23 protein-coding genes and 1 pseudogene are annotated in these 20911 nt (G+C 64.1%); 9 read left to right on the top strand and 15 right to left on the bottom strand.

The features are described from left to right. Positions 1-101: 101 nt before the first annotated feature. Genes J5M58_RS24850 through J5M58_RS24840 form a run of 3 tightly spaced genes read left to right on the top strand, consistent with a single transcriptional unit; the run spans position 102 to position 2969 of the window. On the top strand, positions 102-1223 hold the full coding sequence (locus J5M58_RS24850) for a glycosyltransferase family 1 protein (RefSeq protein ID WP_207879961.1): 1122 nt from the start codon (positions 102-104) through the stop codon (positions 1221-1223). Next, on the top strand, positions 1216-1980 hold the full coding sequence (locus J5M58_RS24845) for a DUF2334 domain-containing protein (protein ID WP_207879959.1): 765 nt from the start codon (positions 1216-1218) through the stop codon (positions 1978-1980). Before J5M58_RS24850 ends, J5M58_RS24845 begins: the two co-directional genes overlap by 8 nt. Further along, the gene (locus J5M58_RS24840; RefSeq protein ID WP_207879957.1) at positions 1977-2969 is read left to right on the top strand and encodes a lysylphosphatidylglycerol synthase transmembrane domain-containing protein; all 993 of its coding nucleotides are present in this window, start codon (positions 1977-1979) and stop codon (positions 2967-2969) included. The genes J5M58_RS24845 and J5M58_RS24840 overlap by 4 nt, the downstream gene beginning before the upstream one ends. On the opposite strand, the gene J5M58_RS28090 is transcribed toward J5M58_RS24840, so the two are convergent. Both J5M58_RS28090 and purU read right to left on the bottom strand, forming a co-directional pair. Then, positions 2875-3108 (bottom strand): hypothetical protein, encoded by a 234-nt coding sequence (locus J5M58_RS28090; protein WP_243432516.1) that lies wholly within the window; start codon positions 3106-3108, stop codon positions 2875-2877. The genes J5M58_RS24840 and J5M58_RS28090 overlap by 95 nt on opposite strands. Positions 3109-3277: 169 nt before the next feature. Beyond that, on the bottom strand, positions 3278-4129 hold the full coding sequence (purU, locus tag J5M58_RS24835) for a formyltetrahydrofolate deformylase (protein ID WP_023662871.1): 852 nt from the start codon (positions 4127-4129) through the stop codon (positions 3278-3280). A gap of 283 nt (positions 4130-4412) precedes the next feature. On the opposite strand from purU, the gene mvaT reads away from it, so the two are divergent. Next, a complete protein-coding gene (gene mvaT / locus J5M58_RS24830) occupies positions 4413-4790 on the top strand; it encodes a histone-like nucleoid-structuring protein MvaT (RefSeq protein WP_003259590.1) in 378 nt (125 codons plus the stop codon). 85 nt (positions 4791-4875) lie between these two features. On the opposite strand, the gene sbcB is transcribed toward mvaT, so the two are convergent. The 3 genes from sbcB to J5M58_RS24815 form a co-directional block, all read right to left on the bottom strand. Further along, on the bottom strand, positions 4876-6309 hold the full coding sequence (gene sbcB / locus J5M58_RS24825; RefSeq protein ID WP_112250402.1) for an exodeoxyribonuclease I: 1434 nt from the start codon (positions 6307-6309) through the stop codon (positions 4876-4878). 67 nt (positions 6310-6376) lie between these two features. Further along, positions 6377-6736 (bottom strand): PilZ domain-containing protein, encoded by a 360-nt coding sequence (locus tag J5M58_RS24820; RefSeq protein ID WP_112250400.1) that lies wholly within the window; start codon positions 6734-6736, stop codon positions 6377-6379. Positions 6737-6859: 123 nt separating this feature from the next. Continuing rightward, the gene (locus tag J5M58_RS24815; protein ID WP_112250398.1) at positions 6860-7246 is read right to left on the bottom strand and encodes a tetratricopeptide repeat protein; all 387 of its coding nucleotides are present in this window, start codon (positions 7244-7246) and stop codon (positions 6860-6862) included. A 179-nt stretch (positions 7247-7425) separates the two neighbouring features. Between J5M58_RS24815 and pyk the strand changes: the two genes are divergently transcribed. Further along, positions 7426-8880, top strand: a complete 1455-nt coding sequence (gene pyk / locus J5M58_RS24810; protein WP_112250396.1) for a pyruvate kinase — start codon at positions 7426-7428, stop codon at positions 8878-8880. Between the two features lie 139 nt (positions 8881-9019). Here the strand turns inward: pyk and J5M58_RS24805 are convergent, their stop codons facing one another. Beyond that, a complete protein-coding gene (locus J5M58_RS24805; RefSeq protein ID WP_207879955.1) occupies positions 9020-9940 on the bottom strand; it encodes an iron-sulfur-binding ferredoxin reductase in 921 nt (306 codons plus the stop codon). A gap of 377 nt (positions 9941-10317) precedes the next feature. Here J5M58_RS24805 and J5M58_RS24800 point away from each other — a divergent pair, with 377 nt between their 5' ends. After that, a complete protein-coding gene (locus tag J5M58_RS24800; protein WP_112250390.1) occupies positions 10318-11841 on the top strand; it encodes a fumarate hydratase in 1524 nt (507 codons plus the stop codon). Between the two features lie 119 nt (positions 11842-11960). Here J5M58_RS24800 and J5M58_RS24795 read toward each other — a convergent pair whose 3' ends face one another. After that, positions 11961-12833, bottom strand: coding sequence for a carbon-nitrogen hydrolase family protein (locus J5M58_RS24795; protein ID WP_207879953.1), 873 nt, complete (start codon positions 12831-12833; stop codon positions 11961-11963). Then, entirely contained in the window at positions 12830-13420 is a 591-nt protein-coding gene (locus J5M58_RS24790) for a GNAT family N-acetyltransferase (protein WP_112250386.1), read from the bottom strand. The genes J5M58_RS24795 and J5M58_RS24790 overlap by 4 nt, the downstream gene beginning before the upstream one ends. Positions 13421-13535: 115 nt before the next feature. Between J5M58_RS24790 and J5M58_RS24785 the strand changes: the two genes are divergently transcribed. Continuing rightward, positions 13536-13934: a nuclear transport factor 2 family protein gene (locus J5M58_RS24785; RefSeq protein ID WP_015271666.1), complete on the top strand. Its 399-nt coding sequence runs from the start codon at positions 13536-13538 to the stop codon at positions 13932-13934. Positions 13935-14059: 125 nt separating this feature from the next. On the opposite strand, the gene J5M58_RS24780 is transcribed toward J5M58_RS24785, so the two are convergent. The 6 genes from J5M58_RS24780 to J5M58_RS24755 form a co-directional block, all read right to left on the bottom strand. Next, positions 14060-14638 (bottom strand): DJ-1/PfpI family protein, encoded by a 579-nt coding sequence (locus J5M58_RS24780; protein ID WP_112250384.1) that lies wholly within the window; start codon positions 14636-14638, stop codon positions 14060-14062. A gap of 51 nt (positions 14639-14689) precedes the next feature. After that, on the bottom strand, positions 14690-15847 hold the full coding sequence (locus J5M58_RS24775; RefSeq protein ID WP_207879951.1) for a phosphatidylserine/phosphatidylglycerophosphate/cardiolipin synthase family protein: 1158 nt from the start codon (positions 15845-15847) through the stop codon (positions 14690-14692). 1 nt (position 15848) lies between these two features. Next, a complete protein-coding gene (locus J5M58_RS24770; protein WP_207879949.1) occupies positions 15849-16430 on the bottom strand; it encodes a YceI family protein in 582 nt (193 codons plus the stop codon). A 44-nt stretch (positions 16431-16474) separates the two neighbouring features. Next, a complete protein-coding gene (locus J5M58_RS24765; protein WP_207879947.1) occupies positions 16475-16771 on the bottom strand; it encodes an amidase in 297 nt (98 codons plus the stop codon). Beyond that, positions 16768-17847 (bottom strand): serine hydrolase, encoded by a 1080-nt coding sequence (locus J5M58_RS24760; RefSeq protein ID WP_207879945.1) that lies wholly within the window; start codon positions 17845-17847, stop codon positions 16768-16770. Before J5M58_RS24760 ends, J5M58_RS24765 begins: the two co-directional genes overlap by 4 nt. A gap of 172 nt (positions 17848-18019) precedes the next feature. Beyond that, the gene (locus J5M58_RS24755; RefSeq protein WP_207879943.1) at positions 18020-18907 is read right to left on the bottom strand and encodes an acyl-CoA dehydrogenase; all 888 of its coding nucleotides are present in this window, start codon (positions 18905-18907) and stop codon (positions 18020-18022) included. A 161-nt stretch (positions 18908-19068) separates the two neighbouring features. Here J5M58_RS24755 and olsB point away from each other — a divergent pair, with 161 nt between their 5' ends. After that, complete coding sequence (gene olsB / locus J5M58_RS24750; protein WP_207879941.1) at positions 19069-19824, top strand: L-ornithine N(alpha)-acyltransferase; 756 nt, start codon at positions 19069-19071, stop codon at positions 19822-19824. Beyond that, the gene (locus tag J5M58_RS24745; RefSeq protein ID WP_112250372.1) at positions 19824-20612 is read left to right on the top strand and encodes a lysophospholipid acyltransferase family protein; all 789 of its coding nucleotides are present in this window, start codon (positions 19824-19826) and stop codon (positions 20610-20612) included. The genes olsB and J5M58_RS24745 overlap by 1 nt, the downstream gene beginning before the upstream one ends. 222 nt (positions 20613-20834) lie before the next feature. Here J5M58_RS24745 and J5M58_RS28360 read toward each other — a convergent pair. Beyond that, a pseudogene (locus J5M58_RS28360) lies at positions 20835-20911 on the bottom strand (ACP phosphodiesterase); the annotation flags it as partial.

The following is a 20911-nucleotide window of genomic DNA, read 5'->3' as shown; positions in this document are numbered from 1 at the left end:
ACCCCGATCGAACAAACTATCCTTCTGATAGGTCAACCTTTAGGCGCGTCATCGCCGGCCCGTTAGCGCCGGATGACAGACCCGAAGACGATCCCGGAGGGATGCTGATCGTGCACATCGCCGACATCACCATGTTCTACGCCCCCGCCAGTGGCGGCGTACGTACCTATCTTGATGCCAAACACCACCGCCTGGGCGCCATCCAGGGCGTCCGCCACAGCTTGCTGATACCCGGTGCCAGCGCCCAGCACGCCGACGGCATCTACCAGGTGCCCGCACCGCCGCTGCCGTTCGGCAATGGCTACCGTTTCCCGGTGCGCCTGGCCCCCTGGTGCAATGTGCTGCGCCGGCTCAAGCCCGACCTGATCGAAGTCGGCGACCCGTACTTGACCGCCTGGGCTGCGCTGGAGGCGCGACGCAAGCTCGATGTGCCGGTAATCGGCTTCTACCATTCCGATCTGCCGCTGCTGGTCAGCAACCGCATGGGCAACTGGTTCACCCCCAATGTCGAGGCCTATGTCAGCAAGCTGTACGGCAATTTCGACCGGGTCCTGGCCCCTAGCCAGGTCATGGCCGACAAGTTGCGCCGCCTGGGGGTACGCGATGTGCACGTGCAGCGCCTGGGCGTGGACCTGGCTACCTTCCATCCCAGCCAGCGCGACCCACGGTTGCGGGCCGAGCTGGGCATTGCCGACACCAGTCGCCTGCTGATCTACGCCGGCCGTGGTTCGCGGGAAAAGAACCTGCCGGTGCTGCTCGACTGCATGCAGCACCTGGGCCACCCCTACCACTTGCTGCTGGTGGGTTCGAACATGCCCGCCAACGTGCCACAGAACGTGAGTGTGATCGATCACTTCTGCCCGGCACCGGAAGTCGCCCGGCTGATGGCCAGCGCCGACCTGCTGGTGCACGCTGGTGACCAGGAAACCTTCGGCCTGGTCATACTCGAAGCGATGGCCAGCGCCACGCCGGTGGTGGCGGTGCGCGCCGGTGCTTTCGGCGAAATCGTCAACGAACAGTGTGGGCGCCTGTGCCGTCCCAACGATGGCCAGGCCATGGCGAGGGCCGTGCAAGAAGCGTTCGAAGCCGGCGTACGCAAACTCGGGGCACAAGCCCGTCGCCATGCCGAGCTGCAGTATTCGTGGGACCATGTGGTCGCCGGCCTGCTGCAGCACTACCAGGCCGTGCTTGGCCACCAGCCGCAGGTCCGCGCCCATGGCTGAGCCACTGCCGCCAGCGCGCAGCCTGATGCTGGTGCTGCACGATGTCGCGCCAGAGACCTGGCCCGACTACCAACCCTTCGTCCAGGCCGTCGATGCCATCGGCGGCATTCCCATGACCTGGCTGGTGGTACCGGACTTTCACCACCGCAACCCGCTGCAGCGCTCGCCCAGCTTCTGCCGCTTGCTCGAGCAGCGCCTGGCCCGGGGCGACGAGCTTGCCCTGCACGGCTTTTATCATGCCGACAACGGCCCGCCGCCGCGCACGCCCGGCGAATACTTCATGCGCCGTATCTATACCCATGAAGGCGAGTTCTACGCCCTCGACCAGCAGCAGGCCCTGCAACGCCTGGAGCACGGTCTGGCTCTGTTCGCACATCAGGGTTGGCCAGTGGCCGGCTTCGTCGCGCCCGCCTGGCTGATGAGCGAAGGCACCCGCCAGGCACTGCGCCGTCTGCCGCTGCGCTATACCAGCACGCCCCAGCACCTGTACCGTTTACCGGACTTCACCGCGATCAAGGCCCCGGGGCTGGTCTGGAGTGCCCGCAGCAGCTGGCGCCGCGGCCTGTCACGGGTGCTGTGCGACTGGCAATGCCGGCGCTGGCGCGGCGCCCAGACCCTGCGCCTGGGCCTGCACCCGGTGGACATGCGCCATCGCGCGTCCCGCGACTATTGGCTGAACACCTTGCACACGCTACTGGCACAGGGCCGCGAGCCCCTGACCAAGTCCACCTGGCTCGACCGCCAGGCCAGCCCATGAACCGACTGGTCTGGCTGGCCCTGGCACTGCTCGGCGCCGTGCTGGTTCCGGCCCTGTTAGGCGGCAGCGAGTTGCTGCCGAGGCTGCAGCGCTTCGCGCCCAGCCTGATGCTGACCCTGCTGGGCATGATCCTGCTGTGCTGGGTCATCAACGCCATCCGCCTGCGCCTGCTGCTCGGCCAGCAAGGGGCAAGGCTTGGGCGCATGCGCAGCCTGGGTGTGGTGATGGCCACTGAGTTCGCCATCTGCACCACTCCAGCCGGCAGCGGTGGCCCCTTGACCCTGATGGCCCTGCTGGCACGCGACCGTATCGGCCCGGCGCGCAGCGGCGCGGTGTTTGCCATGGACCAGCTGAATGACCTGGTGTTCTTTTTCTGCGCAATGCTGGCGATTGCCGGCTATGCGCTGTTCCACAGCCTGGGCCGCAGCCAGGAAAGCATGTTGCTGGGCAGCGCGCTGATGCTGTGCACGGCTCTGGCCGGGGTAATCGGCCTGCTGCGTTACCGGCGCACGGTGATGCGCGTGAACGGCAGATTGCTGCGCCGCCTGGGCGTGAGCCGCCAGCGCAAACGCCGCTGGGCGCGCAAAGTGCTGCGCTTCATCGACGCACTGGCGCAGACCTGGCGTCTGCCCAAGCGCACGCTGACCTTGGTGTTCACCCTGACCTGCGCCCACTGGGGCCTGCGCTATAGCGTGTTGTACCTGGTATTGAGGGGGTTGGGAGTAGACCTCGCGTGGATCCCCAGCTTCCTGGTGCAGATGCTGTCGCTCAGTGCCGGCCAGTTCAGCCTGCTGCCTGGCGGCGCCGGTGCCGCCGAGCTGACCTCGGCCAGCCTGCTGACGCCGCTGGTGGGCAGTTCGACCGCAGCTGCGGCGATCCTGATATGGCGGGCAGTCACTTACTACTTTTATCTGCTGGCGGGTGGGCCGGTGTTTGTGTGCCTGCTGGCGCGCCCGCTGCTGGAGCGCTGGCGGCGTCAGGCGGGTTGAGCTGCTGCCAAAGTTCGGCGGCGCCAGGGAAATCGGTGCCATCGGTGTCGGCCAGGGCTTCGGGGTCGTAGCGGGCCAGGCAGCCTTCACCGAGGGTGGGGGGGGGTGAGGCGGTGGGTTGGTTGCGCTGCTTGGCCATCGGCTTATCCCTCAGATTGCTGGGGGCGCTTCGCGCCCCTTTCGCGACACAAGGCCGCTCCTACAGGAGTTACGCGACGCAGTGCCGGTACGCGATCCCTTGTAGGAGCGGCCTTGTGTCGCGATGGGCTGCAAAGCAGCCCCAGAACCTCACAGGCAACCAGTCTGTATCAGTCAAACACCACAGTCTTGTTGCCATGTACCAGCACCCGGTCTTCCAGGTGATAACGCAGGCCACGGGCCAGCACCATCTTCTCCACATCACGGCCAAAGCGGACCATGTCGTCGATGCTGTCAGCATGGCTGACACGCACCACGTCCTGCTCGATGATCGGGCCTGCGTCCAGTTCTTCGGTGACGTAGTGGCAGGTCGCGCCGATCAGCTTCACACCACGCAGCGCAGCCTGGTGATACGGCTTGGCGCCGACGAACGACGGCAGGAAGCTGTGGTGGATGTTGATCACCTTTTCAGCATAGTCCTGGCACAGTTGCGGCGGCAGAATCTGCATGTAGCGGGCCAGCACCACCACATCGGCGGCGTGCTCCTGCACCAGGCGCGAAACCTCGGCAAAGGCCGGGGCCTTGTCCTTTGGGTCGACCGGTACATGGAAGAACGGAATACCGTGCCACTCGACCATGCTGCGCAGGTCGTTGTGGTTGGAGATCACGCAAGGGATCTCGCAGTCCAGCTCATCGGTGTGCCAGCGGTGCAGCAGGTCGGCCAGGCAGTGCGACTCGCGGCTGGCCATCAGCACCACGCGCTTTTTCTGCGCCGAGTCGGTAATGCGCCAGGTCATGGAGAACTCTTCAGCGATCGGCGCAAACGCCTCGCGGAAGGCTTCGATACCGAACGGCAGCGATTCGGCGCGGATTTCATGGCGCATGAAGAACCAACCGCTCTGCTCATCGGAGTGGTGGCTGGCTTCGTTGATCCAGCCATTGTACAGGGCCAGGAAATTACTGACTTTCGCCACGATGCCAACACGGTCGGGGCAGGCGATCACCAGACGATAGGTGCGCATGAATGAGACTCCAGAACTTCGCAAAGGCGCTCATTCTAGCGGCCCGCCAGGAAAAACGCAGTATTGATCGCAGCGGCAGTGGCCTGCGATCCTGATGAGACGCACTGCGGACATTCTCTGACAGACATGACGAAATGCAGGGTTAATTGTAAATTTTTGTTCACCTTGAAAATGGTTGTCACAGCTTAGTTAACAGTTAATTGCCCAACAATATGTTTACTTGCGAGTATTGCCTGTCTATTATTGCCCCACACATTTCTGAACACGCATTAAGGAACACTCCATGTCCCTGATCAACGAGTACCGCGCTACCGAAGAAGCCATCAAGGAACTTCAGGCCCGCCTGGCCAACCTGTCGCAGGATGACAAGCTGAAGAAAGAACTGGAGTTCGAAGGCAAACTGCGCACACTGATGGGCGAATACTCCAAGTCGCTGCGCGACGTGATTGCCCTGCTCGACCCAGAGTCGAAACTGAGCAAGGCACCTCGTGGTGCGGTCAAGACTACCGCCACCAAGCGTGCGCGCAAGGTCAAGCAATACAAGAACCCGCACAACAATGAAGTGATCGAAACCAAAGGCGGCAACCACAAGACCCTGAAAGAATGGAAAGCCAAGTGGGGTGGCGATGTGGTTGAAAGCTGGGCGACCCTGCTGGACTGATTGTCCGCACACGCCTGCTGCTTGTCGCAACAAGAACGCCGGCATATTGCCGGCGTTTTTGTTTGCCCGCGTTTTGTGTCAGCGCTCAGCCAATTGCAAACTGTGCCTGCAACTGCCGAGCATGTACCTGCCACGCCTCCAGCACACGCCGCCCCGCCTCGTCGGCGCCCTCCCAGGCCTGCTGCCGCGCCTGTTCGAAGTCGCCCAACGTATTCGGCGCGCCCCACCGCGGGTCGCTCAGGCGCTGCTGGCAGAAGCTGAACCAGCGCTGCCGCTCTTCGCCGGTCAAGGTCTCGGGGAAGTTGCGCGCCCGATAGCGGAACAACAGTTCAGGCAGGCGCGGGTCATCGAACATCCATTGCCCACGGCCCAACTGAGCCGGTTCCAGTGCACGAACTTGCTCGCACAAGCGGCGGTCACGGTCCCTCAGAAAACCGTCATACAACTGTTGTTCCGGGTCTTCGCTCAAGGCGAAGTCTTCCTTGCCATAGATGTGTTCCAGCTTGTCTTGCCATTGCGCCTGTTGCTTGGCCAATTCTTCGCCGCGCAATTGTAACAACGTCAAGTCCAGACCCAGCCGTCGTTGATCGGCCGGGCGCAATACCGAAAGTGGTGCCAGTACCGGGCAGCGATTGATCTGCACCAATTTGAGCGGAACGGGTAATTCGCCTTCGGCCAGTTCTTCATGGCGGGTATACAAACGCTGGCGTAGAACTTCAGCACTATCCCGTAACAACGGTAGGGCTTCCTGATGCAGGTCGCACACAATCAGTGCATTGCGATTATGCGGGTGCCAAGCCAATGGCAATACGACACCAAGGTAATTGCGTGCCGCCGAGAAGCGCCCGGATATATGCACCAGAGGCTGCAACAAACGGATCTGCTCCATCACTTTATGCTTGCTGCGCAACTGGAACAGCCAATCATACAATTTGGGCTGTTTTTGACGGATCAGGCGGGCCAGGGCGATGGTTGCCCGCACGTCGGAAAGCGCCTCGTGAGCATGCCCGTGGTCGATGCCATTGGCCTTGCTCAGCAGTTCCAGGCGCAGGCTGGTGCGCCCGTCCTGTTGCGGCCACTCGATGCCGTCCGGGCGCAATGCATAGGCCGTGCGCACGATGTCGATCAGGTCCCAGCGGCTGTTGCCGCCCTGCCACTCGCGCGCGTAAGGGTCGAAAAAGTTGCGGTACAGGCTGTAGCGGGTCACTTCGTCGTCGAAGCGCAGGGTGTTGTAGCCAGCACCGCAGGTGCCAGGGTGCGCCAGTTGCGCATGTACCCGGGTCATGAACTCGGCTTCGCACAAGCCCTGCTCGGCCAGCAGTTGCGGGGTAATACCGGTCACCAGGCAGGCGGCCGGGTGCGGCAGGATATCGTCGGAGGGCCGGCAATAAAGGCTGATCGGCTCGTCGATTTCGTTGAGGTCGAAGTCGGTGCGCACGCCGGCCACCTGTAGCGGCCGGTCACAGCGCGGGTTGATGCCGGTGGTTTCGTAGTCGTGCCAGAAAATGCTGGAGGTCACGGGGTCGTCCTGTATCGAGGTCGACCCGATTCTAGCGCGATTCTGGCCTGAGCCAGGATGCGCAGACTCAGACGGAAGCGTTGGCCGGGTTGAAGCTGAAAAAGTCGCGCAACGAGCGGACGAATTCGTCGTACTCGCGAGGGGTCTGCAGCAGCATGAAGCCGGAATCGTAATGCCCCGGCGTCTGGTCTTCGCGGCACCACAGGCAACTGGCGGTGAGGTTGACGAACTGATGCCCGCCCCCGACCAGCGGCAGACGCAACTGCAAGTCGTAATCGGGCCCGACCAGCACAGGCAACTGGCTGATCAGCATGAGCCCGTCCTCGGAAGCATTGCCCAGCTGGCCGATCAGCTGACCGGTACAGCGGTTGAACACCTGCAGGACACAAGGCAGTTGATGGCGTTCGATGTGGCGCTTGTTGAACATGATCGCGATTGCAGTCCGTATCCGGAGCCAGGAATACGTGGAACTGGCGGTTGTTGTAACAGCTGAGTTACAGATTAGCCCAGTGCACGCGGCAAATCCTGTTAAATAAAATGCACCTTGGTGTTAACGCCAAGGTGCGGCGCTTGCCGGGGTGGCCACGGCGGCTTCGGCGCCGCGCAAATGGCCGAGTTTCTCCAGGGTCTGCAGGCGCGCCTGGGCGCGATAGGCGTATTCGTTGCCCGGGTACTGCTGGATCAGGTACTGGTAGGTCTGCGCGGCATCCACGTACAACGCCTGGCGCTCCAGGCACTGGCCGCGCAGCAGCGACACCTCGGGGTGGATGAACGGTCGCGCACGGCTGGTGCGGTCGACCTGTGACAGCTCGAGCATGACCCGCGCGCAATCGCCACGGTCGTAGGCGCGGTAGGCATTGTTCAGGTGGTGGTCCATGGACCAGCGGGTGCAGCCGACGGCGCTGGCCGCCAGGGCTAAAACGATCAGGGCTCGCATGGGGGTCTCCTTTGATGCCAGTGTATCGGCCTTTGCCGGCAAATCTTCACACCCTTTTGCAAGGATACCCTGCCCGTTCAAATGCCACCCTGCCTTGGTCGCAGGTAGTGCAACGGAACAATGACTACAGCGAGATTCAGGAGTAGCCTTTCGCTGCGCTTCACTATAGGAGTCTGTGCATGAGCATCCGCCGTACCAAAATCGTCGCCACCCTTGGCCCCGCCAGCAACTCGCCGGAAGTGATCGAACAGCTGATCCTCGCCGGCCTGGACGTGGCACGCCTGAACTTCTCCCACGGCACTCCGGACGAGCACAAGGCCCGCGCGCGCCTGATCCGTGAAATCGCCGCCAAGAACGGCCGCCATGTTGCACTGCTGGGCGACCTGCAGGGTCCGAAGATCCGCATCGCCAAGTTCGCCAACAAGCGCATCGAATTGAAGATCGGTGACAAGTTCACCTTCTCCACTGCCCACCCGCTGACCGAAGGCAACCAGGACATCGTCGGTATCGACTACCCCGACCTGGTCAAGGACTGCGGCGTTGGTGACGAATTGCTGCTCGACGATGGCCGTGTGGTGATGCGCGTCGAAACCGCCACCGCGGATGCCCTGCACTGCGTGGTGATCATCGGTGGCCCGCTGTCGGACCACAAGGGTATCAACCGTAAAGGCGGCGGCCTGACCGCACCGGCCCTGACCGAGAAGGACAAGGCCGACATCAAGCTGGCCGCGGAAATGGACCTGGACTACCTGGCCGTGTCCTTCCCGCGTGACGCCAGCGACATGGAATACGCACGCAAGCTGCGTGACGAAGCTGGCGGCAGTGCCTGGCTGGTGGCCAAGATCGAACGCGCCGAAGCGGTGGCCGACGACGAGACCCTCGACAAGCTGATCCTCGCCTCCGACGCCGTGATGGTTGCCCGTGGCGACCTGGGCGTGGAAATCGGTGACGCCGAGCTGATCGCCATCCAGAAGAAGATCATCCAGCACGCCCGCCGCAACAACAAGGCGGTGATCGTGGCGACCCAGATGATGGAGTCGATGATCCAGAACCCGATGCCGACCCGCGCCGAAGTGTCCGACGTGGCCAACGCCGTGCTGGACAACACCGACGCGGTGATGCTGTCGGCCGAAAGCGCCGCTGGCTCCTACCCGATCGAAGCCGTCCAGGCCATGGCCCGCATCTGCCTGGGTGCCGAAAAGCACCCGACCAGCCAGAAGTCCAGCCACCGCCTGCACACCACCTTCGAGCGTTGCGACGAAAGCATCGCCCTGGCGGCCATGTACACCGCCAACCACTTCCCGGGCGTGAAGGCGATCATCGCCCTGACCGAAAGTGGCTATACCCCGCTGATCATGTCGCGCCTGCGTTCGCACGTGCCGATCTTCGCGCTGTCGCCGCACCGCGCCACCCAGGCACGCGCCAACATGTTCCGTGGCGTCTACCCGATCGCCTTCGACCCGGCTTCGCTGCCGGCCGACAAGGTGAGCCAGGCGGCCGTCGACGAACTGCTCAAGCGTGGCCTGGTTGAGCAAGGTGACTGGGTCATCCTGACCAAGGGTGACAGCTACCACACCATCGGTGGCACCAATGGCATGAAGATCCTGCATGTCGGTGATCCGCTGGTCGGTTGATCTGCTCCATAGAGGGCTGCTCTGCGGCCCTTCGCGGGTGAACCCGCTCCCACAGGTACAGCGCTAGCCCCAGGCCTGCCACTAACCCTGTGGGAGCGGGTTTACCCGCGAACAGGCTAGCCCAGGCAACACACATGCCTCAGGCATGCTCGACAAACACATCGGCAAACACTTGCCCCCGCGGCACCCCGGCAATGAACAGCCGCCGGGAAAACCGCTCGACACTCCCCGGTGCCCCGCACACCAGCGCTACCGTCTGGCGCGATGACGGCCGCAGCCCGGCCAACGCTTCATCCAACTGCTCTGCCAGTACCAACTCGACATTCACACCCGCCATCTCTCGCAACGGCTCGGCCAGATAATGCCCGGCGCCCTCGCGCGCCACATGCATCACCCTGATTTCCCCTTGGTGCCCCTGCCGCAATGCCTCGCGCAAGATGCCCCACAACGGCGCCAGCCCGGTCCCCGCCGCCAGCAACCACAGCGGCCGCTGCTGCCAGTCCGGGTCGTAATGCAAGGCCCCACCCCTGAGCTCGCCCAGGCGCAGCACATCACCCAGTTGCAAGCCACGGGCCCTGTCACAAAAGGCACCGGGGCGCTGACAGTCGATATGGAACTCGAGAAAATCATCTTCGCCCGGCAGGCTGGCCAAGGAGTAAGGCCGCGCTACCGTGCCATTCCACAGCACCACATGCTGCCCCGCCTGGTAACGCATTGCCCGTTCGGGACGTAACCGCACCCGCAGCACATCGCCGAACCAGTCCAGGGCACACACCTGCGCCGGCACGCCATCCTGCTGCGGGTCGAACAGCGCCAGGCACAGGTCTTCGACTACCTGGCACTGGCAGGCCAGGCGCCAGCCCTGGGCGTGCTTGTCCTGCGCCAAGGCCTGGGGCAAGGCGTCCAGCGGTTGCCCGGCCAGGCAGTGCACCAGGCAGGCATGGCAACTGCCAGCGCGGCAGCTGTAAGGCACGTTGAGCCCGGCATCATTCAAGGCATCGAGCAGGTTGCTGCCGGTCGGCACCGCCCAGCGGCGCTCGCCTACGCAAAGTTCGGGCATTGTCAGCTATCTCTTCCAGCTGTTGATTTTCTGGGGGCGCTTTGCGCCCTATTCGCCGGCAAGCCAGCTCCCACAGGTAATGTGCAAACCTCAGGCATGGTGCAATCCTGTGGGAGCTGGCTTGCCGGCGATGGGCTGCAGAGCAGCCCCTTCCAAAGCATCCTATCTCTTCAGCGAGCCAGCAAGAACAATGCCTGCCCCCTGCCGACCATGGTCCAGACCACTCGCAGGTGTTTCACACGGTGAGGCACGCTATACTGCCGCGCCCTTTTGCGTCGGCCATGCTGCCGGCGCGCCTTTGCAAGGCGTTTCGACACGCTGGTCGGCACCGTCGAGCGTCTATATGAATGTTCCCGTCTTTAAGAGGAGCGCGCTGCATGACCGTGATCAAGCAAGACGACCTGATTCAGAGCGTCGCCGACGCCCTGCAATTCATCTCGTACTACCACCCCGTCGATTTCATCCAGGCCATGCACGAGGCCTATCTGCGTGAAGAATCGCCCGCTGCCCGCGATTCCATCGCCCAGATCCTGATCAACTCGCGCATGTGCGCCACCGGCCACCGCCCGATCTGCCAGGACACCGGTATCGTCACCGTGTTCGTGCGCGTGGGCATGGACGTGCGCTGGGACGGCGCCACCCTGAGCGTCGACGACATGATCAACGAAGGTGTGCGTCGCGCCTACAACCTGCCTGAAAACGTCCTGCGCGCCTCGATCCTGGCCGACCCGGCCGGTGCCCGCAAGAACACCAAGGACAACACCCCGGCAGTGATCCACTACTCCATCGTTCCCGGCGACAAGGTCGAGGTCGATGTCGCAGCCAAGGGCGGCGGCTCGGAGAACAAGTCGAAGATGGCCATGCTCAACCCGTCCGACTCGATCGTCGACTGGGTACTGAAGACCGTCCCGACCATGGGCGCTGGCTGGTGCCCGCCTGGCATGCTCGGCATCGGCATCGGCGGTACTGCCGAGAAAGCCGCCGTGATGGCCAAGGAAGTGTTGATGGAGTCCATCGACATCCACGAACTGAAAGCCCGTGGCCCGCAGAACCGTCTGGAAGAAATCCGCCTGGAGCTGTTCGAGAAGGTCAACCAGCTGGGCATCGGCGCCCAGGGCCTGGGTGGCCTGACCACCGTGCTCGACGTGAAGATCATGGACTACCCGACCCACGCCGCTTCGCTGCCGGTGTGCATGATCCCCAACTGCGCCGCCACCCGCCACGCCCACTTCGTGCTCGATGGCTCCGGCCCGGCCGAGCTGGAAGCGCCGTCGCTGGACGCCTACCCGGAAATCGTCTGGGAAGCCGGCCCGAGCGCCCGTCGCGTCAACCTCGACGCCATCACCCCGGAAGAAGTCGCCAGCTGGAAGCCAGGCGAAACCATCCTGCTCAACGGCAAGATGCTGACCGGCCGCGATGCCGCGCACAAGCGCATGGTCGAAATGCTCAACCGTGGCGAAGAGCTGCCGGTGGACCTGAAAGGCCGCTTCATCTACTACGTCGGCCCGGTCGACCCGGTCGGTGACGAAGTGGTAGGCCCAGCTGGCCCGACCACCGCCACCCGCATGGACAAGTTCACCCGCCAGATCCTCGAGCAGACCGGCCTGCTGGGCATGATCGGCAAGTCCGAGCGCGGCCCCACCGCCATCGAAGCGATCAAGGACAACAAGGCCGTGTACCTGATGGCCGTCGGCGGCGCCGCCTACCTGGTGGCCCAGGCCATCCGCAAGTCGAAGGTCCTGGCCTTCGCCGAGCTGGGCATGGAAGCGATCTACGAGTTCGAGGTCAAGGACATGCCGGTGACCGTCGCCGTGGACAGCAACGGTGAGTCGGTACACATCACTGGCCCTGCCCTGTGGCAGAGCAAGATCGCCCAGAGCCTGGCAGTCGAAGTGAAGTAAGCCTGATGTAACAGCGTCGCCTTTTTCGCGGGTAAACCCGCTCCCACAGGGACAGCACAAGCCTCAAGGCTGCGCGATACCTGTGGGAGCGGGTTCACCCGCGAAGAGGCCGCCCTGTTCTACACAATTCTTTCGAACTGCTCCGGCCAGTCCCTGCGGGTAAACACCTGCCCTTCCCGCCTCACCCGCCGCACCTCTTCCAGATCCACCTCACACACCAGCCACTGGCTGCAAACCGGACTCAGCTCTTCACTCAGCGCCACCACCCCATCCCCCGGCATCCCATGGTCCGGCGGCACGAACAACCCTGCCCGGCCGATATTCTCGTCCAGCGCCGGCGACCACGGCGCCAGCCCGACAGTAGGGCTCTGCAACACCGCAATCTGGTTCTCCAGCGCCCGCGCCTGCGCGCCAATGCGCACCCGGTGGTAACCCGCCTCGGTGTCGGTGCAACTTGGTGCAAGGATCAGGTCGGCACCACCCTCGGCCAGGCACCGGGCCAGCATCGGGAATTCGTTGTCGTAGCAGATCAGGATCCCCAGGCGCCCCAGTTCGGTGTCAAACACCTGCAGCCCCTGGCCCGCGGCTATGTCCCACTGCTCCCGCTCGAAACGGGTCATCATCAGTTTGTCCTGGAAGCCCAGCACACCGTTGGGGCCGAACAGCCAGGCACGGTTGCGGTAGCGCCCATCGCTGTCCAGTACCGGTACGCTACCTGGTTGCAGGTAGATACCCCAGCGCCGGGCGAGGCCCTCGCACAAGGCCTTCCAGGGCTCGATCAACGGCTGGATATCGGCAATGGAGGCCTTCAGGTCACCCCGTTGCTCGGCACTCAGCTGCCCGCTGAGTACCAGCCCGGCGTACTCCGGCAACAGCAGCAGGCGGGCCCCCGCTTCCACCGCCTCGGCGCACAGGCCTTGCAGGTGGTCGGCGTAGGCCTCCCAGGTTTCATGCAGCTCGATAGCGTACTGGCAGGCCGCCAGGCGGATCATATCGGCAGTTCCTTGAGCCAGAACGACATCAGCTTGTCAGAACTCTCCTGCTCGTCCAGGTCGCGCCAGGCGTAGCTGGTGCGCAGCGACGGGTCATGCAGGAAGCCGCGGTTACGCCAGAAGCCATGCAATGGCTTGTAGTCCGCTGGCCGCCGTGGATGCACGCCTGGCCGTTCGACCGCGCAGAACGCGCAGTAATCGAACTCGGCCAGTTTGTGTGCGTAGGACTCGCGCTCGATGAAAAAGCGCACCCCCAGGCCTTGGCCACGGTACTCGGGCAGTACCACCGATTCACCGAAGTAGTACACGCTGGCCGGGTCGCGCCCCTGGGCCAGGAACGGCTGCTGGAACTCAGGGGCGACATCCACCAGCGGCAGGCCGGTGGAGGCGCCGACCACCTTGCCGTGGTCGAGCGCCAGTACCACCAGGCTGCGCCCGGAGCGGGCATAGGTGGCCAGGTAGTCGGCCTCGTACTCCGGGGTGCCGTCATAAAGGTAGGGAAACTCGCGGAACACGGTAAGGCGCAGGCGAGCGAGGTCATCGATGTAAGGCGCGATAGCGGCGCCGTGCAACAGGCGTATTTCCATGCTTGGCGGTCGTTTTGTCGATGTGGATGACGCGCTCGGCTAAGCCGGGCTTGAGGGGAAACCCTATCATCCGGAGCAACGACCCGCCTTTTCCCTCCACGACAGGTATTGTTCCATGACCGCTACCGAACTGGTAAATGCTTACTACGCCGCCTTCAACGCTGGCGACATGCCGGCCTTTCTCGCCCTGCTCAGCGAGGATGTGATCCACGACATCAACCAGGGCGAGCGGCAGATGGGCAAGGCCCGGTTTGCAGCGTTCATGGACAAGATGAACCGCTGTTACCGCGAGCGCCTGGCCGACATCGTGGTGATGCAGAACGCCGACGGCAGCCGCGCGGCGGCGGAATTCACCGTGCATGGGGAATATCTGGCCGATGACGAAGGGTTGCCGGCGGCCAACGGGCAGACCTATGTGCTGCCGGCGGGGGCGTTCTTCTATATCCATTGCGGGAAGATTGCCCGGGTGACCAACTACTACAACCTCAATGACTGGGTCGAGCAGGTAGGTTGAGCCTGGCAGGGGTGTATTGCCTGTACTGACCTCTTCGCGGGTAAACCCGCTCCCACAAGGTCGCCACAAATTCCAAAAACCTGTGCAATCCCTGTGGGAGCGGGTTTACCCGCGAAGAGGCCCGATCAGGAGATGCGGGTACCAAGCACCTTGAGAAATGCCGCCAGCCACGCCGGATGCGCCGGCCATGCCGGTGCCGTCACAAGGTTGCCGTCCACATGCGCCTGGTCCACCGCGATATCGATGAACGTGCCGCCCGCCAGCCGCACTTCCGGCGCACACGCCGGGTACGCACTGCATTCGCGCCCCTCCAGCACACCCGCCGCCGCCAACAGCTGGGCACCATGGCACACCGCCGCAATCGGCTTGCCGGCCTGGTCGAACGCCCGCACCAGCTCCAGCACCTTTTCATCCAGACGCAGGTACTCCGGTGCCCGGCCACCGGGGATCAGCAACGCGTCATACCCCTCGGCACGCACCCGCACGAAATCGTAATTCAGGGCAAAATTGTGCCCCGGCTTTTCGCTGTAGGTCTGTTCGCCCTCGAAGTCATGAATCGCGGTACGCACGGTCTGCCCCGCGACCTTTTCCGGGCATACCGCATGCACGGTATGCCCGACCATGCTCAGCGCCTGGAACGGCACCATGACCTCGTAATCTTCGACGTAGTCACCGACCAACATGAGAATTTTCTTCGCCGTCATCGCACCCACTCCTTCGATTGCCTTGAGACAGTCACTGCACGATAGCCGGTCTCAGTCACGACGGTCGAGCAGGTTGACCACCAACCGGTCCAGCCAACCCCACAACCGCTGCTTCATCCGGCGCCACAGCGGCCGGGCATTCCAGTGGCTCAGGTCGACTACCTCGCTCAAGGCGAAATCACGCTCGAAACTGGCCTGCACGGCTGCCGTCAGAGGCGGGTCGAGGGCCTCGATATTGGCTTCGAGGTTGAAGCGCAGGTTCCAGTGATCGAAGTTGCACGAGCCGATACTGACCCAGTCGTCGATCAGCACCATCTTCAGGTGCAGGAAACACGGCTGGTACTCGTAGATGCGTACCCCTGCGCGCAACAAACGCGGGTAATAGCGGTGCCCGGCGTAACGTACCGATGGGTGATCGGTGCGTGGCCCGGTCAGCAGCAGCCGTACATCGACCCCTTTACCGGCGGCTCGGCGCAGCGACCGGCGCACGCTCCAGGTCGGCAGGAAATAAGGTGTGGCCAACCAGACTCGCTGCTTGCCGCTGTTGATCGCCCGCACCAGCGAATGCAGGATGTCCTGGTGCTGGCGGGCGTCGGCATAAGCCACCCGGCCCATGCCCTGCCCCTGCGCAGGCACCTTGGGCAGGCGCGGCAGGCCAAAGCCCTCGGCGGGGCGCCAGGCGGTACGACGGTTGTTGGCGTGCCACTGGCGATCGAACAGCAACTGCCAGTCGCTCACTACCGGCCCCTGCATCTGCACCATCACCTCGTGCCACTCACTGGTCGCCTCGCCCGGCGTCCAGAACTCGTCTGTGACGCCCGTGCCGCCCACCACTGCCCAGCGCTCGTCCACCAGCAGCAACTTGCGGTGATCGCGGTACAGGTTGCGCAGGCCACGCTTCCAGCGCAGGCGGTTGTACCAGCGCAGGTACACACCTGCGTCCAGCAGGCGCTGACGCAACTTGCTGTTGAAAGCCAGCGAGCCATAGTCGTCGAACAGGCAGCGCACCCGCACGCCGCGTCGGGCAGCCTGCTCCAGCGCTTCGACCACCGCATCCGCGCAGTCACCGGCCTCGACCAGGTACAGCTCGAGGTCGACCTGGAACTCGGCGCGCACGATCGCCAGGAGCATGCGCGGAAAAAACTCGGGGCCGTCGATCAGCAGTTCGAACTGGTTGCCATCCCGCCAGGGAAAGACCGGCCCCGGCATGTCAGCGGGCGGTGAAGATCAGCACCGCGCTAACCGGCACCGACGGGTTGATCGACTTGAGCCCGGCGAACTTGCGCAGGCGTTGCAGCCCCGGCAGCAGGCCGAAATCCTCGGCGCGCAGCACCAGGGGCTCAAGAGTCACCACCTGGAAGCGTCTCTCGTCCAGGCGGGTGGCCAGCAGCAAGGCGTTGTAGCTGTGCGACTGGCCATGCAGGGTCACGGTCAACGGCAGGCGCAGTTCGATCTGGGCACCGTTGGCCAGGTCGTTGATCGGCCGCAGGTCCAGCTGCGCCTGCACCTTGGCTTCGGCAAAGCGCTCGACCTCGAACAGGTCCTCGCGCATGCGTTCGTCACGCAGCGGAATACCGCTGCTCACCGAGTCCATCTCGATGCGCAACCCGGCCACACCCTTGCGGTCAACCGTGCCATGCAGCACCAGGAACCGGTGCACTTCGGCGCTGTTACCGTTCTTGCCGGTAATGAACGAAAGGCGCGAAGACTCGCCATCGAGGTGCCAGTTGGCATGGGCGGGCAGGCAAAAAGCCAGTAACAGGGCGGGTAGCAGGCGGGGCAGCTTGAACATGACAGATCTCGTGAAACCAGGCCGCCAACCTTACCCGCCCGCCTTCACGGCAGCAAGCGGCAGCCCTCGCGTGGGCCTTGCCAGGCGGCCTGGTTGCGTCGGCCCAGGCCTTCGGCGGTGACCTGCCGCTGTTGGCTGTCTTCCGCAAGCAAGCTCAGCGGCAGCCATTGCTTCACATAGCCTTGGCAATACGCCGGCTCGAAACCCATGACGAAGCGGCACGAGCAATATTCCTTGGCCGAGTAGGCCGAAAGAATGCCGGGGAAGTCTGCCAAGGCCTGGCGTTCGTACCAGGCCCAGTACACCACCCCCAGCAATACAACCAGCAGTACCCGCTTCATGTCCCCTCCCCGGCCAGAACCGCGAGTATCCGCTTGAGCAGTTCGTCGTGCTGGTAGCTGCCGTCGCGGTCATCGGCATAACGCACGATGACCAGCTTTTGCGTGGGCAGCACGTACAGCGCCTGGCCCCAGTGGCCAAGGGCTGCATAGGTGTCTGCGGGCGCACTCGGCCAAGGCCGTGCAGCGTCGGCCAGCGGCTGGTTGAGCCACCAATGGCCACCGGGGTTGGCCTCACCGGGCAGCGCTTCGGCCCCGGCAAACGGCGTGCGGTTGAAGGCCACCCAGGGCTTGGGCAGCAATTGCCGCCCCTGCCAGCGCCCGTCACGCTGCATCAGCAGGCCGATGCGCGCCAGGTCGCGAGCACTGAGGTACAGGTAGGACGAGCCCACGTAGGTTCCCGCGCGGTCCCGCTCCCATACCGCGCTGTCGATGCCCAAAGGGGTGAACAGCGCATGCCAGGGGTAGTCGCGGTACTGACCGGCATCGAGCATGCCACGCAGCGCGGCGGCCAGCAGGTTGCTGTCGCCACTGGAATAGAGAAACCGCTGGCCCGGGCTGGCCACCGCTTCCCGCGCGGCCGTATACGCCGCCATGTCCTCGCGGCCACGGGTATACAGCATGGCCACCACCGAGGACTTGAGCGGGGCGTACTCGTAGTCTTCCTGCCAGTCCAGGCCGCTGGCCCAATGCAGCAGGTCGGCCATGCGCACGCCAGGGTGGGCGTGCATGGCCGGGTAGAAACGGGCGACCGGATCTTGCAGCTGGAAGCGGCCTTCGCCCTGGGCTACGCCCAATAGCGTGGCGAGTACGCTCTTGCTGATCGACCAAGTGAGGTGGGCGGTGGCGGCGGTGCTGGGGGCGGCGTAGCGTTCGTGAAGGATACGGCCGTCGCGGATGATCAGCAGGGCGTCGGTGCGGATGCCGCTGCGTTCGGGGGTGGTGTGTGCGGGGAAGGCGTAGGCGTCGACGGCTTGCCAGTCGAGGGGGGGGCTATCGATCGGCCAGTCGGGCTCGGGCCAGTCTTCGGCCCGGGCACAACCCGCAACCATTGTCAGTATGATCAACAGTACCTTCATCGTGATCGCCGTCTTTGGGGCCGCTGCGCAGCCCTATCGCGACACAAGGCCGCTCCTACAGGTACAGCGTCAACCTGAACTTGACGCGGTCCCCTGTAGGAGCGGCCTTGTGTCGCGAAAGGGCCGCAAAGCGGCCCCAGGATTCATCGGATCATCCAAACCTATCAGGCATTCATGACAATCCCGCAGCAACCCAGGCCTTGTTCAGCCGCTTCTCCCGCGCCGCCGCCGCCAGTGCCATTACCCCCTGGTCACGCTGCCAGATCTGCGCCCACTGCGCCGGCCCCGCCGCCAACGCAGCATCGATCTCCCCTCGCAGCGCCTGGAACTGTGCAAACAATCCCCCCAGCAACAAATGGCAGCCAACGCTATCGGCGCACTGCCGGCTACCTTCGGCACACCCGGCCAGCAGCCCAAGCAACTGCAGGCGCAGGGCCTGTGGCCAGGCGCACTCCTGCCCCACGCCATACAGCCAGGCCGTCAACGCCGTAAGCACATACAAGTCCTCCAGCGAACGGAACGGCTTCACATAGGCATCCCAGCCATCACCGGCCAGCAACTCGCACGCCGCCTGCTCCAGCACCAGTCGCCCATGACCCACCTCCGGCATCAGCGGCAGGGTAGGCAGCGCTTCCAGCGTCACACCGGGCTCCCCGGGGTAGACCACCGCCAGGCTCAATTGTGGTGCCGCCCCAGTCGCCTCGCAGCGTGCCGCCACCAACAACCATTCCGCCTCCAGGCCTGCGGTGACGAAATCCTTGCTGCCGCTCAGCCGCAAGCCGTCCAGGCGCGTGTGCATGTCCGCCGGCCGCACGCTGCGCCGTTCGGTGGCACACAGGGCACCGAGGCTGGGTGGGGCACTGGGCCACAGCACGCGCAAGGCGGCCTGGTAGCCGACCAGGAAGGCCAGGCCCGGGGTGCTCATCGCGCGCCCGCCGAGCACCGCCAGTTCGAACGGGGCAACCGGGCCAAGGCGTTCGAGCAGGGCGGCATAGGTTTCGCCCAGGGTGCCCGCCAGCGCTTGGCGAAGCGGGTCGTTGAGTCGTTGCAACCAGGCCATCGGTCGGCTCCTTGCTGAAGGGCTTTCAGTTGAGGCTCAGGGGGGTGTCACGCAAGCATCACCAAAGATTCACAGGGGTGACACCCCATCTACCTAGGCTGACTTTGCACAACAAAGCCGACCGGCCGCAACCCTTCATGGCTGGCTTATGGAGACTCGTAATGACTCGGATCGCTCACGCTGGCGACAACAGCACCGAACGCCGTCTGCAAGCCGAACGCCTGGTTGGCGCCGCGGCCCTGCAGGAAGCCCAGGCCCTGCGCTACAAAGTGTTCAGCGCCGAATTCAAGGCCAAGCTCAAAGGAGCCGAGCAAGGCCTGGACATGGACGACTACGACGTGCACTGCCGCCACATTGGCGTACGCGACCTGAACACCGGTGAGCTGGTTGCCACCACCCGCCTGCTGGACCATCAGGCCGCCAGCAGCCTGGGCCGCTTCTATAGCGAAGAAGAATTCAGCCTGCACGGGCTGTTGCAGCTGCAGGGCCCGATCCTGGAGCTGGGCCGTACCTGCGTAGCCCCCGACTACCGCAACGGCGGCACCATCGCCGTGCTCTGGGGCGAACTGGCCGAAGTGCTCAACGAAGGCCGCTACAGCTACCTGATGGGCTGCGCCAGCATCCCCATGCAGGATGGCGGGGTACAGGCCCACGCGGTGATGCAGCGCCTGCGTGACCGCTACTTGTGCACCGAGCACCTGCGCGCCGAGCCAAAGAACCCGTTGCCCAACTTGCCCCTGCCGAACAACGTCATTGCCGAAATGCCACCGCTGCTCAAGGCGTACATGCGCCTGGGCGCGAAGATCTGCGGCGAGCCATGCTGGGACGAAGACTTCCAGGTGGCCGACGTGTTCATCCTGCTCAAGCGCGACGAACTGTGCCCACGCTACGCCCGCCACTTCAAGGCAGCGGTCTGATGCCGAAGCTGCGGGTAATGGCCCGCCTGACTCGACTGCTGCTGGTACTGCTGCTGGGCATGCTGATGGCCAGCGTGATTGCCCTGGGCGAACGCCTGGGGTTCAAGGCGCCCATAGAGCGCCGCCAACGCTGGACCTGCCTGTTCATGAAGCGCCTGGTCACTGCCTTGCCCTTCGATGTGCGGGTGATCGGCGAGCTGCCGCAGCGGCCGATGCTGTGGGTCAGCAACCACGTGTCCTGGACCGATATCCCCCTGCTCGGCATGCTGCTGCCGCTGTCGTTCCTGTCCAAGGCCGAAGTGCGCCATTGGCCGGTGGCCGGCTGGCTGGCGGAAAAGGCAGGCACTCTGTTCATCCGCCGTGGCGGGGGCGACAGCCAGCGCCTGCGCGAGCAGATCGCCGGGCAACTGGGCCTTGCCCGGCCACTGCTGATCTTCCCGGAAGGCACCACCACCAGCGGCCGTACCCTGCGCACCTTCCATGGCCGCCTGCTGGCAGGCGCCATCGACCGTGGCGTGGCGGTGCAGCCGGTGGCCATCCAGTACCTGCGTGAAGGCCAGATCGACCCGATTGCGCCGTTCATTGGTGACGATGACCTGGTGTCGCACCTGATGCGCCTGTTTGCCCTGCCGCGGGGCGAGGTGTGCATTCACCTGTTGCAGCCGATCGGCAGCGTGGGCAAGGAGCGAGCGGTGCTGGCGCTGCAGGCGCAGCAGGCGATTCACCTGGCGTTGTTCGGGGTTGGAGAAGTCGAGCTGGCGCCAAGGCGGCAGGCGCGGGCTGCCTGAATTGTTGCACTGCCTGTTCTGGCCCTTTCGCGGGTGAACCCGCTCCCACAGGGACCGCGCTCATCCTGAGTTCTGTGGTGTACCCGTGGGAGCCACTGCAATAGCAGTCCTGAGGTCTGTGGTATAGCTGTGGGAGCCACAGGGATGGCACTCATCCTGAGGCCTGTGGTGTCCTGTGGGAGCGGGTTTACCCGCGAAGAGGCCAGCAATGCCAACCCGGCACTAACTGCCAGACAACCGGCCAGCCGCAGCAAAGGCCTGCAACTGTGGATAAAACGCCCTGAAGTCCGCCAATAATG

The sequence above is a fragment of the Pseudomonas sp. 32_A genome (genome assembly GCF_017490905.1).
In the GTDB taxonomy this organism is placed as follows: domain Bacteria; phylum Pseudomonadota; class Gammaproteobacteria; order Pseudomonadales; family Pseudomonadaceae; genus Aquipseudomonas; species Aquipseudomonas inefficax.
The sequence above is the reverse complement of the archived record's forward strand: the minus strand, read 5'-3'. Positions and strand labels throughout refer to the sequence as shown.